This window comes from Streptomyces sp. NPDC054842 (genome assembly GCF_053611025.1).
The window spans coordinates 22,693-37,187 of record NZ_JBSGZN010000023.1; the positions used below are offsets into that span (position 1 = coordinate 22,693).

A 14,495-nucleotide genomic window follows, 5' to 3' on the forward strand; every position below is an offset into this window, starting at 1 on the left:
TGAGCCTTCGAGCCACCCGCCCCGACAGCCGTGGGCCTTCACGTCCCACTCGCCCCGACAGCCGTGGGCCTTCAAGTCATGAGCGCCCCCGCCAGCCCTGGGCGCTCGCGACTCGCGCGCCCGGACAGCTGGTGACGTTGTTCCGGTGCGGCATGCGGGAGATCCCCGCCACACCCCCTACGGACTCCGCCGCCCGCCCCCGTACCGTCATAGGCATGCGCCCCACTCCCCCGGTCCGTCGGCTCCGTCTCGGGTTGCCGCGGCGGATGTTCTCGCAGGTGCTGCTGATGCAGGTGGCGATCGCCGCCGGAGTCGCCGTGCTCGCCACCGGGCTGTTCCTCGCCCCGCTCAGCGAGCAGCTGGACGACCAGGCGATGCGCCGGGCGCTGGCGATCGCGCAGACCACGGCGGCCCAGCCGCAGATCGCCGAGGATTTGCGGTCGACACGGCCGTCGGTGGACGGGCCCGTCCAGGACGAGGCCGAGCGCATCCGCGAGGCCAGCGGGGCCGAGTACGTCGTCGTGATGGACATGCGCGGCGTGCGCTGGTCGCACACCGACCCGGCTCAGATCGGCGGGGTCGTCTCGACGGACCCCCGGCCGGCCCTGGCCGGCCGGGACGTCATGCAGATCGACACCGGCACGCTGGGCCGTTCGGCGCGCGGGAAGGTGCCGCTGCGGGACGAGTCCGGCGCCATCGTGGGCGCGGTCTCGGTCGGTATCGAGTACGACAGCGTGCGCGCGCGGCTGATCCACGCGATCCCGGGACTGCTCGCGTACGCGGGCGGGGCCATGGCGGTCGGGGCGCTGGCCGCCTACCTGATCTCCCGGCGGGTGCAGCGGCAGACCCGGGACCTGGCGTTCTCGGACATCTCGGCGCTGCTCGCGGAACGTGAGGCCATGCTGCACGGCATCCGTGAAGGCGTCGTCGCCCTGGACCGCGGCGGCCGGGTGCGGCTCCTGAACGACGAGGCGCAGCGGCTGCTCGGGCTCGACGCGGAGGCCATCGGACGCCCTCTCGACGACACGCTGGGCCCCGGCCGCACCACGGACGTCCTGGCCGGGCGGGTCACCGGCACCGATCTCCTCACCGTCCGGGGTCAGCGCGTCCTGGTCGCCAACCGCATGCCCACCGACGACGGGGGCGCCGTCGCCACCCTGCGCGACCGCACCGAGCTGGAGCAGCTGGGCCGCGAGCTGGACTCGACGCGCGGTCTGATCGACGCCCTGCGCGCCCAGGACCACGAACACGCCAACCGCATGCACACGCTCCTGGGACTGCTCGAACTGGAGATGTACGACGACGCCGTGGAGTTCGTCGGCGAGGTGGTGGGTGATCACCGGGCCACCGCGGAACAGGTCACGGAGAAGATCCAGGACCCGCTGCTCGCCGCCCTGCTGGTCGGCAAGGCCACCGTCGCCGCGGAGCGCGGGGTGGCCCTGTGGATCTCGGACCGGACGTTTCTGCCGGACCGGCTGATCGATCCCCGGGGGCTGGTCACCGTCGTGGGGAACCTCGTCGACAACGCGCTGGACGCCGTCGCGGGCACACCGCACGCGCGCGTGGAGGTCGAGTTGCGCGCCGAGGGCCGTACGGCGGTGCTGCGGGTGCGGGACACCGGGCCCGGCGTTCCGCCGGAGCAGCGCCAGTTGGTCTTCACCGACGGGTGGTCCACGAAGAAGCCCCCGGCGCACGGCAAGCGCGGGATCGGCCTCTCCCTGGTGCGGCGGCTGGCCGAGCGGCAGGGTGGGAGCGCCGAGGTCGCGGAGGCGGCCGGCGGGGGCGCGGAGTTCACCGTCGTCCTGCCGGAGGCGCTCACCGGGCCGGGCCTCACGCCGGAAGCGGGACCCGGGCCGGCGGGCGGAGCCGGACCGGAGCTCGGAGACGGCACCGGATGGACACTCCCGCCGGGGAGGGAGTCGGTGCCGGGAGGCGGGCACGAGGCCGCCCCTGGGGCCGTCTCGGACGACGCGGCCGGGACGGTGTCCTCCGCGTCCGTTCCGGCCCCCGCTGTCCCCACGCCCGCCAAGGAGGAGTCGCGATGATCGAGGTACTCGTCGTGGACGACGACGTCCGTGTCGCGCGGGTCAACGCCGCGTACGTGCAGAAGGTGGCCGGCTTCCATGTCGCGGGTGAGGCGCACACCGCCGCCGAGGCGCTTCACCTGATGGAGACGCTGCCGCGCCTGGACCTGGTCCTCATGGACCACTACATGCCGGACGAGACGGGCCTGGCCGTCGTCCAGGAGATGCGGCGCCGCGGCCACCAGACCGACGTCATCATGGTGACGGCGGCCCGGGACGTCGCGACCGTACAGGCAGCCATGCGGCAGGGCGCGCTCCAGTACCTGGTCAAGCCGTTCGCCTTCGCCGGTCTGCGCGCCAAGCTGGAGGCGTACGCGGGTCTGCGCCGCACCCTCGACGGCGGCGGCGAGGCCGAACAGGCCGAGGTGGACCGCATCTTCGGCGCCCTCTCGACGGGCGCGGAGCCCGACTTGCCGAAGGGGCACTCCCCCACCACCGCCGAACTCGTACGCCGTGCCCTGGTGAACGCCGAGGGACCTCTGTCGGCCCAGGAGATCGCGGAGGCGACCGGGCTGAGCCGGCAGACCGCCCAGCGCTATCTGAAGCTCCTGGAGCGCACGGGGCGCGCCCGGCTGACGCTCCGGTACGGCGACGCGGGACGCCCGGAGCATCGCTACGTCTGGGCGACCCGCAGGTGAGGACGGCCCACGGCCGTGGCGCGCCCCAGGGGAACGACTCTCCGGGCGCGAGGTCCTCTTCCGCTTGCCGTCTGTCGCGCTCACTCCACACGCGCTACAACAGCGGAACCGGATACGGGTTCCGCGCTCGACCGGCCCTGACGGAGAGGGGAAAGAAGGGCTCATGCTGGACGTCCTGGTCGTGGACGACGACCTCCGCGTTGCCGAGATCAACGCCCGGTACGTGGCGAAGGTGCCCGGGTTCCGGGTCGTCGCCCGCGCCCACAGCGCCGCCGAGGCGCTGGCCGCCGTGGAACGCGCCCCCGTCGACCTCGTGCTGCTCGACCACTGCCTGCCCGACGGGACCGGCCTCGATTTGGTCCGCCGTCTGAGGGAGGACGGCCACGGCACGGACGTCATCATGATCACGGCCGTTGGCGATGTCGACACCGTGCAGGCCGCGCTGCGGCTGGGCGCCCTGCACTACCTGGTCAAGCCGTTCACTTTCGCCGCCCTGCGCACCCGGCTCGAGTCGTACGCCGCGCTGCGCCACACCGTGGACCGGGTGGGCGGACACGGTCCGGCGGACCAGGAACAGGTCGACCGGATCTTCGGCGCGCTGCGCGCCGCGCCCACGCCCCTGGCACCCGGACTCCCCAGCGGTCACTCGGAAGCGACCACGGATCTGATCTGCGGCGTGCTGCACCGCGCGGGCCGTCCGCTCTCCGCCGTCGAGGTCGCCGCCGAGGCGGGACTGAGCCGTTCCACGGCCCAGCGCTACCTCCGCCACCTGGAACAGGCGGGACGCCTGAGCCTCTCCCTCAAGTACGGCGACACCGGGCGCCCCGAACACCAGTACGCGTTGATCGCCCCCTGACCCGACTCCCCCAGGCGTGCTTCGCGACCCGCGCGCGGCACACGCCTACGCCCGCTCGGCACACGCCCGCGTGCCGAGCGGTAGGCGTCCCATGTGCCGTCCGGCGTCCGGCGTCCGACACCGGAAATACCTCGACCGGCGTACGCGGGACGCGCCGCCCGGCACACGCCCGCGTGCCGCCCGGTACGCGTCCCACGTGCGTCCGGCACCCGGTTCCGGCATCAGACGCCGGGAACGCCTCGACCCGGGTACGCACCCGGTGCCCTCAGACCGCTCCGGCGCCGGTGAGGGACCGCACCTCGGTCTCCGCGTGCTTCGCCTCGTCCGGCGGCTCCGCCGAGGTGACCGTGCCGAGCCAGCCAGCGACGAACCCCAGCGGAATGGAGACGAGACCGGGGTTCTGCAGCGGGAAGTACTGGAAGTCGACACCCGGGAACAGCGACTCCGGGCTGCCCGACACCACCGGCGACAGGACCACGAGGAGCAGCGCCGGGACCAGGCCGCCGTACACGGACCACACCGCGCCGCGTGTCGTGAAGTTCCGCCAGAACAGCGAGTACATCAGCACGGGGAGGTTCGCGGAGGCGGCGACCGCGAAGGCGAGGCCGACCAGGAAGGCCACGTTCAGGTCGCGCGCCAGCAGTCCGAGCGCGATGGCGACCACGCCGATGCCGACCGCCGCCGTCCGTGCCACGGCGACCTCGCTGCGCGGCTTCGCGTGCCGGCGTCCGAACGACGCGTACAGGTCGTGGGCCACGGACGCGGAGGAGGCGAGCGTGATGCCCGCGACCACGGCGAGGATCGTGGCGAAGGCGATCGCGGCGACGACCGCGAACAGAACCGTTCCGCCCGTGGAGCCCGCGCCACCGCCCAGGTCGAGGGCCAGCAGGGGCATGGCCGTGTTCCCGGCGGCGTTCGACCCGCGGACCGCCTCGGGGCCCACGATCGCCGCCGCACCGAAGCCGAGGACGATGCTCATCAGGTAGAAGCCGCCGATGAGTCCGACCGCCCAGACCACGGACCGACGCGCCGCCCGCGCGGTCGGCACCGTGTAGAACCGGGACAGGATGTGCGGCAGCCCGGCCGTGCCGAGGACCAGAGCGATTCCCAGGCTGATGAAGTCGAAGCGCGCGGTCCAGGTCCCCCCGTACTTCAGTCCCGGTGCCAGGAACGCGTCACCGTGCCCGCTGCGCGCGGCCGCAGTGCGCAGCAGTTCGTCGAAGTCGCCGTGGAAGCGCACGAGGACGAGCACTGTCAGCACGACCGTGCCGCCCAGGAGCATGACCGCCTTGACGATCTGGATCCATGTGGTGGCCCGCATCCCTCCCATCGACACGTAGATCACCATGAGTGCCCCGACGCCGATCACCGTCCAGTTCCGCGCCGCCCCGCTCGTGCCTCCCAGCAGCAGCGCGACCAGGCTGCCCGCACCGACCATCTGCGCCACCAGGTACAGAACGGACACGGTCACCGACGAAGTTCCCGCCGCGATCCGCACCGGCCGCTCGCTCATGCGCGCCGCCACCACGTCGGCCAGGGTGAACCGTCCGCAGTTGCGCACCAGTTCGGCGACCAGGAAGAGGACCACGAGCCAGGCCACGAGGAAGCCCACGACGTAGAGCAGCCCGTCGTAGCCGAACAGCGCGATGAGTCCCGTGACGCCGAGGAAGGACGCGGCCGACATGTAGTCGCCGGAGATGGCAAAACCATTCTCCATCGGGGAGAACAATCGCCCGCCCGCGTAGAACTCCTCGGCGGAGCCGTGCCGGTTGCGGCTCACCCACGTCGTGATGCCCAGCGTCACCGCTACGAACACGCTGAACAGCAGCAGCGCCAGAGTCTGGTGGTGTCCCGTCACCGCTGCCCACCCCCGACGCTCCGCGTCAGCTCCTGGGTGTCCCAGCGCAGGTCGAGCGCGGCCCGGTCCCTGCGCAGCCGGGCGTGACGGGCGTACGCCCAGGTGAACAGGAACGTGGTGAGGAACTGCCCCAGCCCCGCCAGCATGGCGACGTTCACCGCACCCGCCACGGGGCGCGCCATGAGCTCCGGGGCGGACGTCGCGGTGACCACGTAGCCCACGTACCAGGTCAGGAACACGGCGACGCCCGGGAACACGAAACGGCGGTACCGGCCGCGTACCTCCTGGAAGGCCGCGCTGCGCTGCACCTCCAGGTAGACATCGGCCGCGCCGAGGGCCCCCGGCCGGTCCTCCCGGCGCACGGAGGGCTCGACGGGAGCGGGCGCGCCCGTGCTGTCCAACTCGCCCCAGCCGGACGCCAACGCGTCGTACCAGGGGTCGTCGTACCCCGCCGTTCCGGTCTCCACCTGCTGCGCGGGGACACGTTGACGCCCTTCGTGGTCCTCGGACGGACTCTCAGGACCCTCCCCGCGCAGGCGGGGACGACCGTTCCTTGACTGCATGCCCAAGGATGGGCAGAACGGGAAGATCCCGGACTCTTCAATCGGTGGTCTTCACTCCATCAGGTGACTCACTTCCCCGGTAGACGCACGAGGCCCTTCCCATAGGCGTAACGGACCGCCTGCGCGCGGTCCTTGAGCCCGGCCTTGGCGAAGAGGTTGTTGATGTGGGTCTTCACGGTCGCCGTGGACACGTGCAGCCCGCGGGCGATCTCCTGGTTGGTCAGACCTTCGGCGATCAGCACCAGCACCTCGACCTCCCGGGCGGTAAGCCCGTCCGGCACCTCGGGTGGCCGTGCCGGTTCCCGCTCGGGCTCCGACAGCCGCTCCAGCAGCCGCCGTTGGATGCCGGGTGACAGGCCGGCCTCGCCGGACAGCACGCTCCGCACCGCCCGTACGATCTCGTCGCCGCCCGCGTCCTTGGTGAGGTACCCGCGCGCGCCGGCTCTGATCGCGGGGAACAGCGACTCGTCGTCCGCGAACGTGGTCAGCACCACGACCTGGGTGCCGGGGTGCCCGGTCCTGATCCGTCGGGTCGCCTCGACGCCGTCGCACCGGGGTATCCGCAGGTCCATCAGGACGACGTCCGGGGCCAGTTCGGCGACCAGGGCCACGGCCTCGTCACCGTCGCCCGCCGCGCCGACGACCTCGATCCCGGGGAGCAGGCCGAGCAGCATGACGATGCCCTCGCGCACCACGGTCTGGTCGTCCACCACCAGGACCCGCGCCGGCCTGTCGCCCGCCTCTCCGGTCATACGGGCACCTTCAGCGTCACGAGGAACCCCTCCTCCTGCGGCCCGGCCCGGAGCGAGCCGCCCAGCAACTCGGCACGCTCCCGCATGCCGAGCAGACCGTACCCGGCACCGGAGCCCGACATCTCCCCCGGCGAGCCTCCCGAGTCCCGGACGTCCAGGCGTACTTGGCGATCCCCGTACTCCAGGCTCACGTGGACCCTGGCGCCGCGCGCGTGCTTGCGGACGTTCGTGAAGGCCTCCTGCGCGACCCTGCGCACCGCCTGGGATGCCTCGGCGGGCAGGAGCCGTCTCTCACCGGACACCGTCATGTCCGCGCCGTCCTGCGTGGCGACGAGTTCGCTCAGGAAGTCCTCCAGCGGGGCCGTCTCGCCTCGCAGGGCGGAGAGCGCCTGCCGTGTCTCCGCGAGGCCCTCCCGGGCCATCCCCCTTGCCGCCACCACCCGTTCCAGAATCCGTTCCTGGTCGGCGCCCCGCTCGATCAGCAGCCGGGCCGCCTCCAGGTGCACGAGCTGGGCGGAGAGGCTGTGTGCGAGCACGTCGTGGATCTCCCGGGCGATCCGGGCCCGCTCCGCGAGCGCGGCGGACTCCGCCTCGGCGACGCGAGCCGCCCGCTCCTGCGCGAGCAGCCGCTGGGCGTTGCCGCGCGCCTCGGCGTCGAGCCGCAGGACGTAACCGGCCAGAGCAAGACCGCCCGCCGTCGTCAGGGTCGCCGGCCAGTCGTCGTTGTCGGCCACCGCGTACGCGCCGAGCGCCAAGGCCATGGCGGGCAGCGCGGCCGCCAGGGGCAGGCGCTCGATGGCGCTGACGGCACACGCGCACCACAGCACCAGCGCCGGAATCCTGAAGCCGGTGCCGTGGGCCGTCGCGGCGACCGCGAGCAGCAGCCCGAACAGTCCGAGGGACGGCAGCAGACGGTGCTCCAGCGTGGTCCGGAAGAAGCCCCATGCGGACAGGGCGCACACCACGACTCCCAGCACGGCCGCGGCGGCGGCCCAGCCCCGCAGGCTCCCGTCCGCGAACGTCGTCCACAGAAGGGCGCCAAGGGCGAGGAGCCGCACGGTCCAGGCCAGCGCACGCCGGGGTGTCGGCACTCCTGCCCGGGACAACGCTTCCCGGGAGGGCCAGCGCGTCCACGCGTTCCCCGTCATGCGCGCCCCTTCCAGGCCGCCCGCCCCATGCCGTCACCGTACGGGGCGCCCCCGGCACGCCATTCGCCGCGGAGACCGGGACGCCGCACCAGGAAGACGGCCGACGATCATCAAGGTATTGATCAACCCCGACCCGCGGGTTTCGTGCGTACAAGCGACGCGGAGCCACGTTGCCGTCGATGCCACCGACCCTACGGAAGTCGCCGACTCCGCAGATCGGCCCCTGGGTGGATCAACGGTTGACTCCCACTCCACCCACGGGTGGACTCGCGCCTGAACCCCACGGCCAATCAACATCGTCGCGAACGCCGATGTCGCTTTGATCAACCCGGCGCATGGAAGGGGTACCGCCCGGGCGCATCAGTACCGGCGCTGCGTGGAGCGGGTAAGAGTGCGAGGGCGAAGCGTCACATGCGGGGCGCCGCCTGCGCCGAGCCGTCCCGCCCCTAGCGGCACGCATACCGATACCCGCAGCCGAATGCCGCCGACCCGACCCACCTATCGACAGGCAGGCAGGCAGCGCCCGACCACACAGGACGGGGCGGGCACGAGCACCACCGAGCCGAACAGGCTCCGATGCTCGCCCCCGCCCCGCCTACTCCACCGCCTACGCGTCGATACGGGACCGGTCCAGCGTGGCCGCCGAGCTGGAGATGAACTCCTTGCGCGGTGCCACGTCGTTACCCATCAGCAGGTCGAACACTTGCTCGGACGCCTCCAGGTCGGAGATGTTGATCCGGCGCAGTGTGCGGTGGCGCGGATCCATCGTCGTCTCGGCCAGCTGGTCGGCGTCCATCTCACCGAGACCCTTGTACCGCTGGATGGAGTCCTTGTAGCGCACGTTCTTGCGCTGGAGCTCCAGCAGCGTTTCCCGGAGCTCACGGTCCGAGTACGTGTAGATGTACTTGTCCTGGCCCTTCTTGGGCTGGCTGAGCTCGATCCGGTGCAGCGGCGGCACGGCGGCGAACACCCGCCCCGCCTCCACCATGGGCCGCATGTAGCGCTGGAACAGCGTCAGCAGCAGGCACCGGATGTGGGCCCCGTCCACGTCGGCGTCGACGAGGAGGATGATCTTCCCGTAGCGCGCCGCGTCGATGTCGAAGGTCCGGCCGGACCCCGCCCCTATGACCTGGATGATCGCGCCGCACTCGGCGTTCTTCAGCATGTCCGTGACGGACGACTTCTGAACGTTGAGGATCTTGCCGCGGATCGGCAGCAGCGCCTGGAACTCGGAGTTCCGCGCGAGCTTCGCGGTGCCGAGCGCGGAGTCGCCCTCGACGATGAAGAGCTCGCTGCGCTCCACGTCGTCGCTGCGGCAGTCCGCGAGCTTGGCGGGCAGCGAGGAGGACTCCAGGGCCGTCTTCCGGCGCTGGGCGTCCTTGTGCTGGCGGGCCGCAATGCGCGTACGGGCGGCGGAGACGGCCTTCTCCAGGACGACCCGCGCCTGCGCGGCCGTGTCCCGCTTCGTGGAGGTCAGGAACGCCTTGAGCTCCCTGGAGACCACGTTGGTCACGATCCGCCGGGCCGCTGAGGTGCCGAGCACCTCCTTGGTCTGCCCCTCGAACTGAGGTTCGGCAAGACGCACGGTGACGACGGCGGTCAGCCCTTCCAGGGCGTCGTCCTTGACGATGTCGTCCTCGGCGACGCGGAGCAGCTTCTTGGCCCGCAGGACTTCGTTGACCGTCTTGGCGACGGCCTGCTCGAAGCCGGCGACGTGGGTGCCGCCCTTGGGGGTGGCGATGATGTTCACGAACGACTTGAGCGTCGTGTCGTAGCCGGTGCCCCAGCGCAGCGCGACGTCGACGCCGAGGTCACGGGTGACCTCGGTGGGCGTCATCTGGCCGTGGTCGTCGAGGACCGGGACCGTCTCCTTGAAGCTGCCCTGCCCGGAGAAGCGCAGGATGTCGCAGACGGGCTTGTCGTTGGCGAGGTACTCGCAGAACTCGCTGATGCCGCCGTCGAAGCGGAACGACTCCTCGCCCTTGCTGCCGCCCTCACCGAGCCCGAACTCGTCACGGACGACGATCGTGAGGCCCGGCACCAGGAAGGCCGTCTGGCGGGCCCGCTGATGCAGGTTCTCCAGGGAGAGCTTGGCCTCCTTGAGGAAGATCTGGAGGTCGGCCCAGTAACGGACGCGCGTGCCGTTGCGCGCCTTGGGGATCCTCTTGGTCTTGCGGAGGCCGCTGCCCGCGTCGAACTTCGCGTCCGGACCGGCGCCGGCGAAGGCGCCCGGCACACCGCGCCGGAAGCTGATGGCGTGCGTGTGGCCGTTGCGGTCGACCTCGACGTCCAGCCGGGCGGAGAGCGCGTTCACCACGGAGGCGCCCACGCCGTGCAGACCGCCGGAGGCCGCGTAGGAGCCGCCGCCGAACTTTCCGCCGGCGTGCAGCTTGGTCATGACGACCTCGACACCGGAAAGGCCGGTTTTGGGCTCGACGTCCACGGGGATGCCGCGGCCGTTGTCCCGGACCTCGACCGAGGCGTCGTCGTGGAGGATGACCTCGATGTGGTCGCAGTAGCCGCCGAGGGCCTCGTCGACGGAGTTGTCGATGATCTCCCAGAGGCAGTGCATCAGGCCGCGACTGTCGGTCGAGCCGATGTACATACCGGGGCGCTTGCGTACGGCCTCGAGCCCCTCGAGGACGAGCAGGTGCCGCGCGGTGTAGTTGGAACCGTCCCGGTCTGCTCCGGTCAGCAGCGCTGTGGACGGCACGGACGTCTCGGCGGTCACGCGGTTCGCTCCTCGCTGAATTTCAAATGGTGCCCTGATGGGTAAGGGCCCGGCTTGGTTCGCCGCTCAGAGGGTACCGAGGCCTGGTAGAGCCGTTGTAGCGCCACCCTCGTCCGAACGTAGACTAGTCGAGAGTCGTATAGGTGTTCGATCCCTCGATGGAGTGAAGTACATATCACGTTCCCTTCCAGGCATGAACCATTTAGGCTCCGGGCACGTCCTCATGAACAACCCGGCAAGCCAGCCGGGAGGACCGACACTGACAGACAACGCGAACCCGTAAGACGCGAACCACGTAATACGGCACATTCGCCGCCAACCGGCAGCAGACAGCCACCTCGGAAAGAAATTTTCGAGGAGAAGCCACGAGCGGGAACGTTTTCGGCCTGGTTGGATGTTGACCCTGGTACGACAGCTCGTCGAGCTAGAGAAGAGGCGACGTGACTACTGTTCTGACCCCCGCGAGCCCGCTGACGGCCGCTGACCGCTGCGACCGTTGCGGCGCCCAGGCATATCTGCGCGTCGTCCTCCTGAGCGGCGGAGAACTGCTCTTCTGCGCCCACCACGGTCGCAAGTTCGAGCCGGAACTCAAGAAGATCGCCGCTGAGATACAGGACGAGACGGAGCGGCTGACGTCCGTTCCGACGGTCAACGACGAAGATCGCTGACCCTTCGCGTCAACGACGAGCGAGTGCCGGCATCAGGCCGGTCCACGGGCGACCACCCCCTCGACACGGGGAGTGGCCGCCCGTACTCGTACCGCGACCCGTCCTGGCCGCGTCGGCAGCCGAGCCCGCAGACGGGCTCGGCACCTCGACCAGCCCCGGACCGCCGGACCCGGCGGACGCTACTGGGGCCCGTTCACGGGCGCCCCGAACGGGCGATCATCGCCGGAGGACATCGGCACCGGCACCGGCACCGGGTGGACCTCAGTGCCCTTCGAGCCGCCGCACGGCGTCCGAGACCCGCGTGTAGACGCCGGGGCTCCCCGCGCGCCCGCAGCCGCTCCCCCAGGACACCAGGCCGATCAGCCGCCCCTGGGCCACCAGCGGCCCTCCGCTGTCCCCCTGACAGGCGTCCCGCCCGCCCCTGACCTCCCCTGCACACAGCATGGACGCCGCTCGGTAGGTACCGTCCGAGCTGCCCGGGTAGGCCTCCTCGCAGGCCGCGTCGGGCAGCACCTTCACCCGCGCCGCCCGGAGGCCGCTCGCGTAGTCACCGGCGCCCGTGGTGTCACCCCAGCCGTAGACCTCGGCGACCGTCCCGGGGGCGTACGCGGGATCGCCCTTGGGCGCGGTACGGATGACGTAGCTCTCGGGCAGGGGGCTCGCCAGAGTGAGCGTCCCGAAGTCTCCGGCCTTCGTGCGGTGGTCGTACGCGGGGTTCACCCAGGTGTCGCGGACCTGGATCTCCTGGCCGGCGTCCGACGTCAGGTTTCCCCGGCCCGCGATGACCTTCAGGTCCCGGACCTGCTGCGGCGACGCGCCGAGCACGTCCTCGCTCAGGCAGTGCGCCGCGGTCAGGACGGTGGACCGGCCGATCACCACGCCGCCGCAGAACTGTCCTGCCCGCGTACCTCCGAACCGGTCACGGCTGGCCAGCGCCACCGTCCAGGGGCTCTGGGAGATCTCGACCGGATAGCCGCCGATGACGACGCTGTCGGGGGCCGCGTGGGCGGGTGACGCCAGCGGTATCACGGCCGCCGTGGCCGCCAGGGCCAGGACTCGGGCGAAGGGACGGCGCATGCGCTCTCCTCACTCAGGGGTGGTCGTGGAAGACCCAGAGTGATCCAGCGGCGACGGACCCGCACCCCGCGCACACGCACGGAGGACGTTCGCACATACGCGTGGACGGGAACCCGCCCGGATGACCGGAGGCGGCGCGCCCGGACACGTCGAGGGCCCGGCTCCCCTGGGGAGCCGGGCCCTGAGAGACGTACGGCCGAGGCCTAGTCCAGGTAGTCGCGCAGGACCTGCGAGCGCGACGGGTGGCGCAGCTTCGACATCGTCTTGGACTCGATCTGGCGGATCCGCTCGCGGGTCACGCCGTAGACCTTGCCGATCTCGTCGAGGGTCTTCGGCTGACCGTCGGTGAGACCGAAGCGCATCGAGACGACGCCCGCCTCGCGCTCCGAGAGGGTGTCCAGGACGGAGTGCAGCTGCTCCTGGAGCAGCGTGAAGCTGACCGCGTCGGCCGGGACGACGGCCTCGGAGTCCTCGATGAGGTCACCGAACTCGCTGTCGCCGTCCTCGCCGAGCGGGGTGTGCAGCGAGATGGGCTCGCGACCGTACTTCTGGACCTCGATGACCTTCTCGGGGGTCATGTCGAGTTCCTTGGCCAGCTCCTCCGGGGTGGGCTCGCGGCCCAGGTCCTGGAGCATCTGGCGCTGGACGCGCGCGAGCTTGTTGATGACCTCGACCATGTGCACCGGGATACGGATGGTGCGGGCCTGGTCGGCCATCGCGCGGGTGATCGCCTGACGGATCCACCAGGTGGCGTACGTGGAGAACTTGTAGCCCTTGGTGTAGTCGAACTTCTCGACCGCGCGGATCAGACCGAGGTTGCCCTCCTGGATGAGGTCCAGGAACAGCATGCCGCGGCCGGTGTAACGCTTGGCCAGGGAGACCACCAGGCGGAGGTTGGCCTCCAGCAGGTGGTTCTTGGCGCGGCGCCCGTCCTCGGCGATGATCTCCAGCTCGCGCTTGAGCTTGGGGGCGAGCTTGTCGGCGTTCGCCAGCTTGTCCTCGGCGAACAGACCGGCCTCGATGCGCTTGGCGAGCTCGACCTCCTGCTCGGCGTTGAGCAGCGGGACCTTGCCGATCTGCTTGAGGTAGTCCTTGACCGGGTCGGCGGTGGCACCGGCGACGGCGACCTGCTGGGCCGGCGCGTCGTCCTCGTCGTCGTCGGAGAGGACGAAACCCTTGTTCTCGGTCCCTTCCTCTTCCTCCTCGCCGGGCTTGACGGCACCGGCGGTCTCCTCGACCGCCTCGTCGTCGACCAGCTCGGCGTCGTCCTTCTTGGACGTGGCCTTCTTGGCCGTCGCCTTCTTGGCGACGGTCTTCTTCGCGACGGCCTTCTTGGCGGTCGTCTTCTTTGCGGCGGCCTGCTTGGCGGACGCGTCCTCAGCCGGCTCGTCCGCGGTGGGGGCCGCCGGGGCAGTGGTGGCGGTGGCCTTCTTCGCCGTCACCGTCTTCGCCGCGACGGTCTTGGTCGCGGTGCGCTTGGCCGGACTCTTCGCTGCGACGCTCTTTCGGGTGCGCTTGGGCTCCGCGGCACTGACCATCAGCGTCACACCCTCTTCCTCGAGGATCTGGTTGAGGCTGCGCAGTACGTTCTTCCACTGAGTGGCCGGAATCTGGTCAGCTTCGAAGGCCCGACGCACGTCATCGCCGGCGATCTGCCCCTCAGCCTTTCCCCGCTCGATGAGCGCCATGACAGAGACGGACTCGGCGATCTCCGGCGGGAGCGTACGGGATGTGCTGGCCGACACGAACAACCTCTCGGAACGTTGGAAAACGGCTTCCGGCTCCGTCCGATACGGACAGGAGCCGACGACCGCCGACTTGGGGATGGGCCGACGGCGCGGGCGGGGGCCGGGAAGATGCACAGCGCCATGAACGGCGTCCGTATTCCTTCCTCGGCTGTCACCTCTTAGGTCATCGCGTGGTTCCGAAGAGCGTTACGCCCAATCTGCGTGGCCCGAGTCACACCCCGTAAGCGCACAAAAACGACTGGATATGGTCAGAGGTGGTCATTTTGCGGGCTTCTCGGCCCCTCGCGCCACCGGACCCCATCGATCCCGGAGGATCAGACGGGGTCCGGCGCGACATGCGGCGCCGGCCGCGCGATGCCTCTCGCGGGCACC

Annotated in this window: 11 protein-coding genes; 4 read left to right on the top strand and 7 right to left on the bottom strand. The window is 70.8% G+C overall.

Features of this window, described 5'->3' with window-relative positions:
* Positions 1-215: 215 nt before the first annotated feature.
* The 3 genes from ACWGIS_RS19385 to ACWGIS_RS19395 all read left to right on the top strand — a co-directional run bounded on the left by ACWGIS_RS19385 (position 216) and on the right by ACWGIS_RS19395 (position 3,578).
* Positions 216-2,045, top strand: coding sequence for an ATP-binding protein (locus ACWGIS_RS19385; protein ID WP_453363653.1), 1,830 nt, complete (start codon positions 216-218; stop codon positions 2,043-2,045).
* Entirely contained in the window at positions 2,042-2,722 is a 681-nt protein-coding gene (locus tag ACWGIS_RS19390; protein WP_453363654.1) for a response regulator, read from the top strand. The genes ACWGIS_RS19385 and ACWGIS_RS19390 overlap by 4 nt, the downstream gene beginning before the upstream one ends.
* A 163-nt stretch (positions 2,723-2,885) precedes the next feature.
* A complete protein-coding gene (locus tag ACWGIS_RS19395) occupies positions 2,886-3,578 on the top strand; it encodes a response regulator (protein ID WP_453363655.1) in 693 nt (230 codons plus the stop codon).
* A gap of 265 nt (positions 3,579-3,843) precedes the next feature.
* On the opposite strand, the gene ACWGIS_RS19400 is transcribed toward ACWGIS_RS19395, so the two are convergent.
* From ACWGIS_RS19400 to ACWGIS_RS19420, 5 genes are all read right to left on the bottom strand, one after another.
* Positions 3,844-5,436, bottom strand: coding sequence for a solute symporter family protein (locus ACWGIS_RS19400; protein WP_453363656.1), 1,593 nt, complete (start codon positions 5,434-5,436; stop codon positions 3,844-3,846).
* Complete coding sequence (locus tag ACWGIS_RS19405; RefSeq protein ID WP_453363657.1) at positions 5,433-5,999, bottom strand: DUF485 domain-containing protein; 567 nt, start codon at positions 5,997-5,999, stop codon at positions 5,433-5,435. The genes ACWGIS_RS19400 and ACWGIS_RS19405 overlap by 4 nt, the downstream gene beginning before the upstream one ends.
* 68 nt (positions 6,000-6,067) lie before the next feature.
* The gene (locus tag ACWGIS_RS19410; protein ID WP_453363658.1) at positions 6,068-6,751 is read right to left on the bottom strand and encodes a response regulator transcription factor; all 684 of its coding nucleotides are present in this window, start codon (positions 6,749-6,751) and stop codon (positions 6,068-6,070) included.
* On the bottom strand, positions 6,748-7,899 hold the full coding sequence (locus ACWGIS_RS19415) for a sensor histidine kinase (RefSeq protein WP_453363659.1): 1,152 nt from the start codon (positions 7,897-7,899) through the stop codon (positions 6,748-6,750). Before ACWGIS_RS19415 ends, ACWGIS_RS19410 begins: the two co-directional genes overlap by 4 nt.
* Before the next feature lie 607 nt (positions 7,900-8,506).
* A complete protein-coding gene (locus ACWGIS_RS19420) occupies positions 8,507-10,630 on the bottom strand; it encodes a DNA gyrase/topoisomerase IV subunit B (RefSeq protein WP_453363660.1) in 2,124 nt (707 codons plus the stop codon).
* Positions 10,631-11,070: 440 nt separating this feature from the next.
* On the opposite strand from ACWGIS_RS19420, the gene ACWGIS_RS19425 reads away from it, so the two are divergent.
* A complete protein-coding gene (locus ACWGIS_RS19425) occupies positions 11,071-11,298 on the top strand; it encodes a DUF7455 domain-containing protein (protein ID WP_453363661.1) in 228 nt (75 codons plus the stop codon).
* Positions 11,299-11,559: 261 nt separating this feature from the next.
* Here the strand turns inward: ACWGIS_RS19425 and ACWGIS_RS19430 are convergent, their stop codons facing one another.
* The gene (locus tag ACWGIS_RS19430) at positions 11,560-12,375 is read right to left on the bottom strand and encodes a S1 family serine peptidase (RefSeq protein ID WP_453363662.1); all 816 of its coding nucleotides are present in this window, start codon (positions 12,373-12,375) and stop codon (positions 11,560-11,562) included.
* A gap of 203 nt (positions 12,376-12,578) precedes the next feature.
* Positions 12,579-14,120, bottom strand: coding sequence for an RNA polymerase sigma factor (locus ACWGIS_RS19435; RefSeq protein WP_453363663.1), 1,542 nt, complete (start codon positions 14,118-14,120; stop codon positions 12,579-12,581).
* Positions 14,121-14,495: the final 375 nt, after the last annotated feature.

Excerpts from the sequence above, each read along its gene's own strand:
- ACWGIS_RS19385 (WP_453363653.1), top strand. The coding sequence starts at position 216 with ATGCGCCCCACTCCCCCGGTCCGTCGGCTCCGTCTCGGGTTGCCGCGG.
- ACWGIS_RS19390 (WP_453363654.1), top strand. The coding sequence starts at position 2,042 with ATGATCGAGGTACTCGTCGTGGACGACGACGTCCGTGTCGCGCGGGTC.
- ACWGIS_RS19395 (WP_453363655.1), top strand. The coding sequence starts at position 2,886 with ATGCTGGACGTCCTGGTCGTGGACGACGACCTCCGCGTTGCCGAGATC.
- ACWGIS_RS19405 (WP_453363657.1), bottom strand. The coding sequence starts at position 5,999 with ATGCAGTCAAGGAACGGTCGTCCCCGCCTGCGCGGGGAGGGTCCTGAG.
- ACWGIS_RS19410 (WP_453363658.1), bottom strand. The coding sequence starts at position 6,751 with ATGACCGGAGAGGCGGGCGACAGGCCGGCGCGGGTCCTGGTGGTGGAC.
- ACWGIS_RS19415 (WP_453363659.1), bottom strand. The coding sequence starts at position 7,899 with ATGACGGGGAACGCGTGGACGCGCTGGCCCTCCCGGGAAGCGTTGTCC.
- ACWGIS_RS19430 (WP_453363662.1), bottom strand. The coding sequence starts at position 12,375 with ATGCGCCGTCCCTTCGCCCGAGTCCTGGCCCTGGCGGCCACGGCGGCC.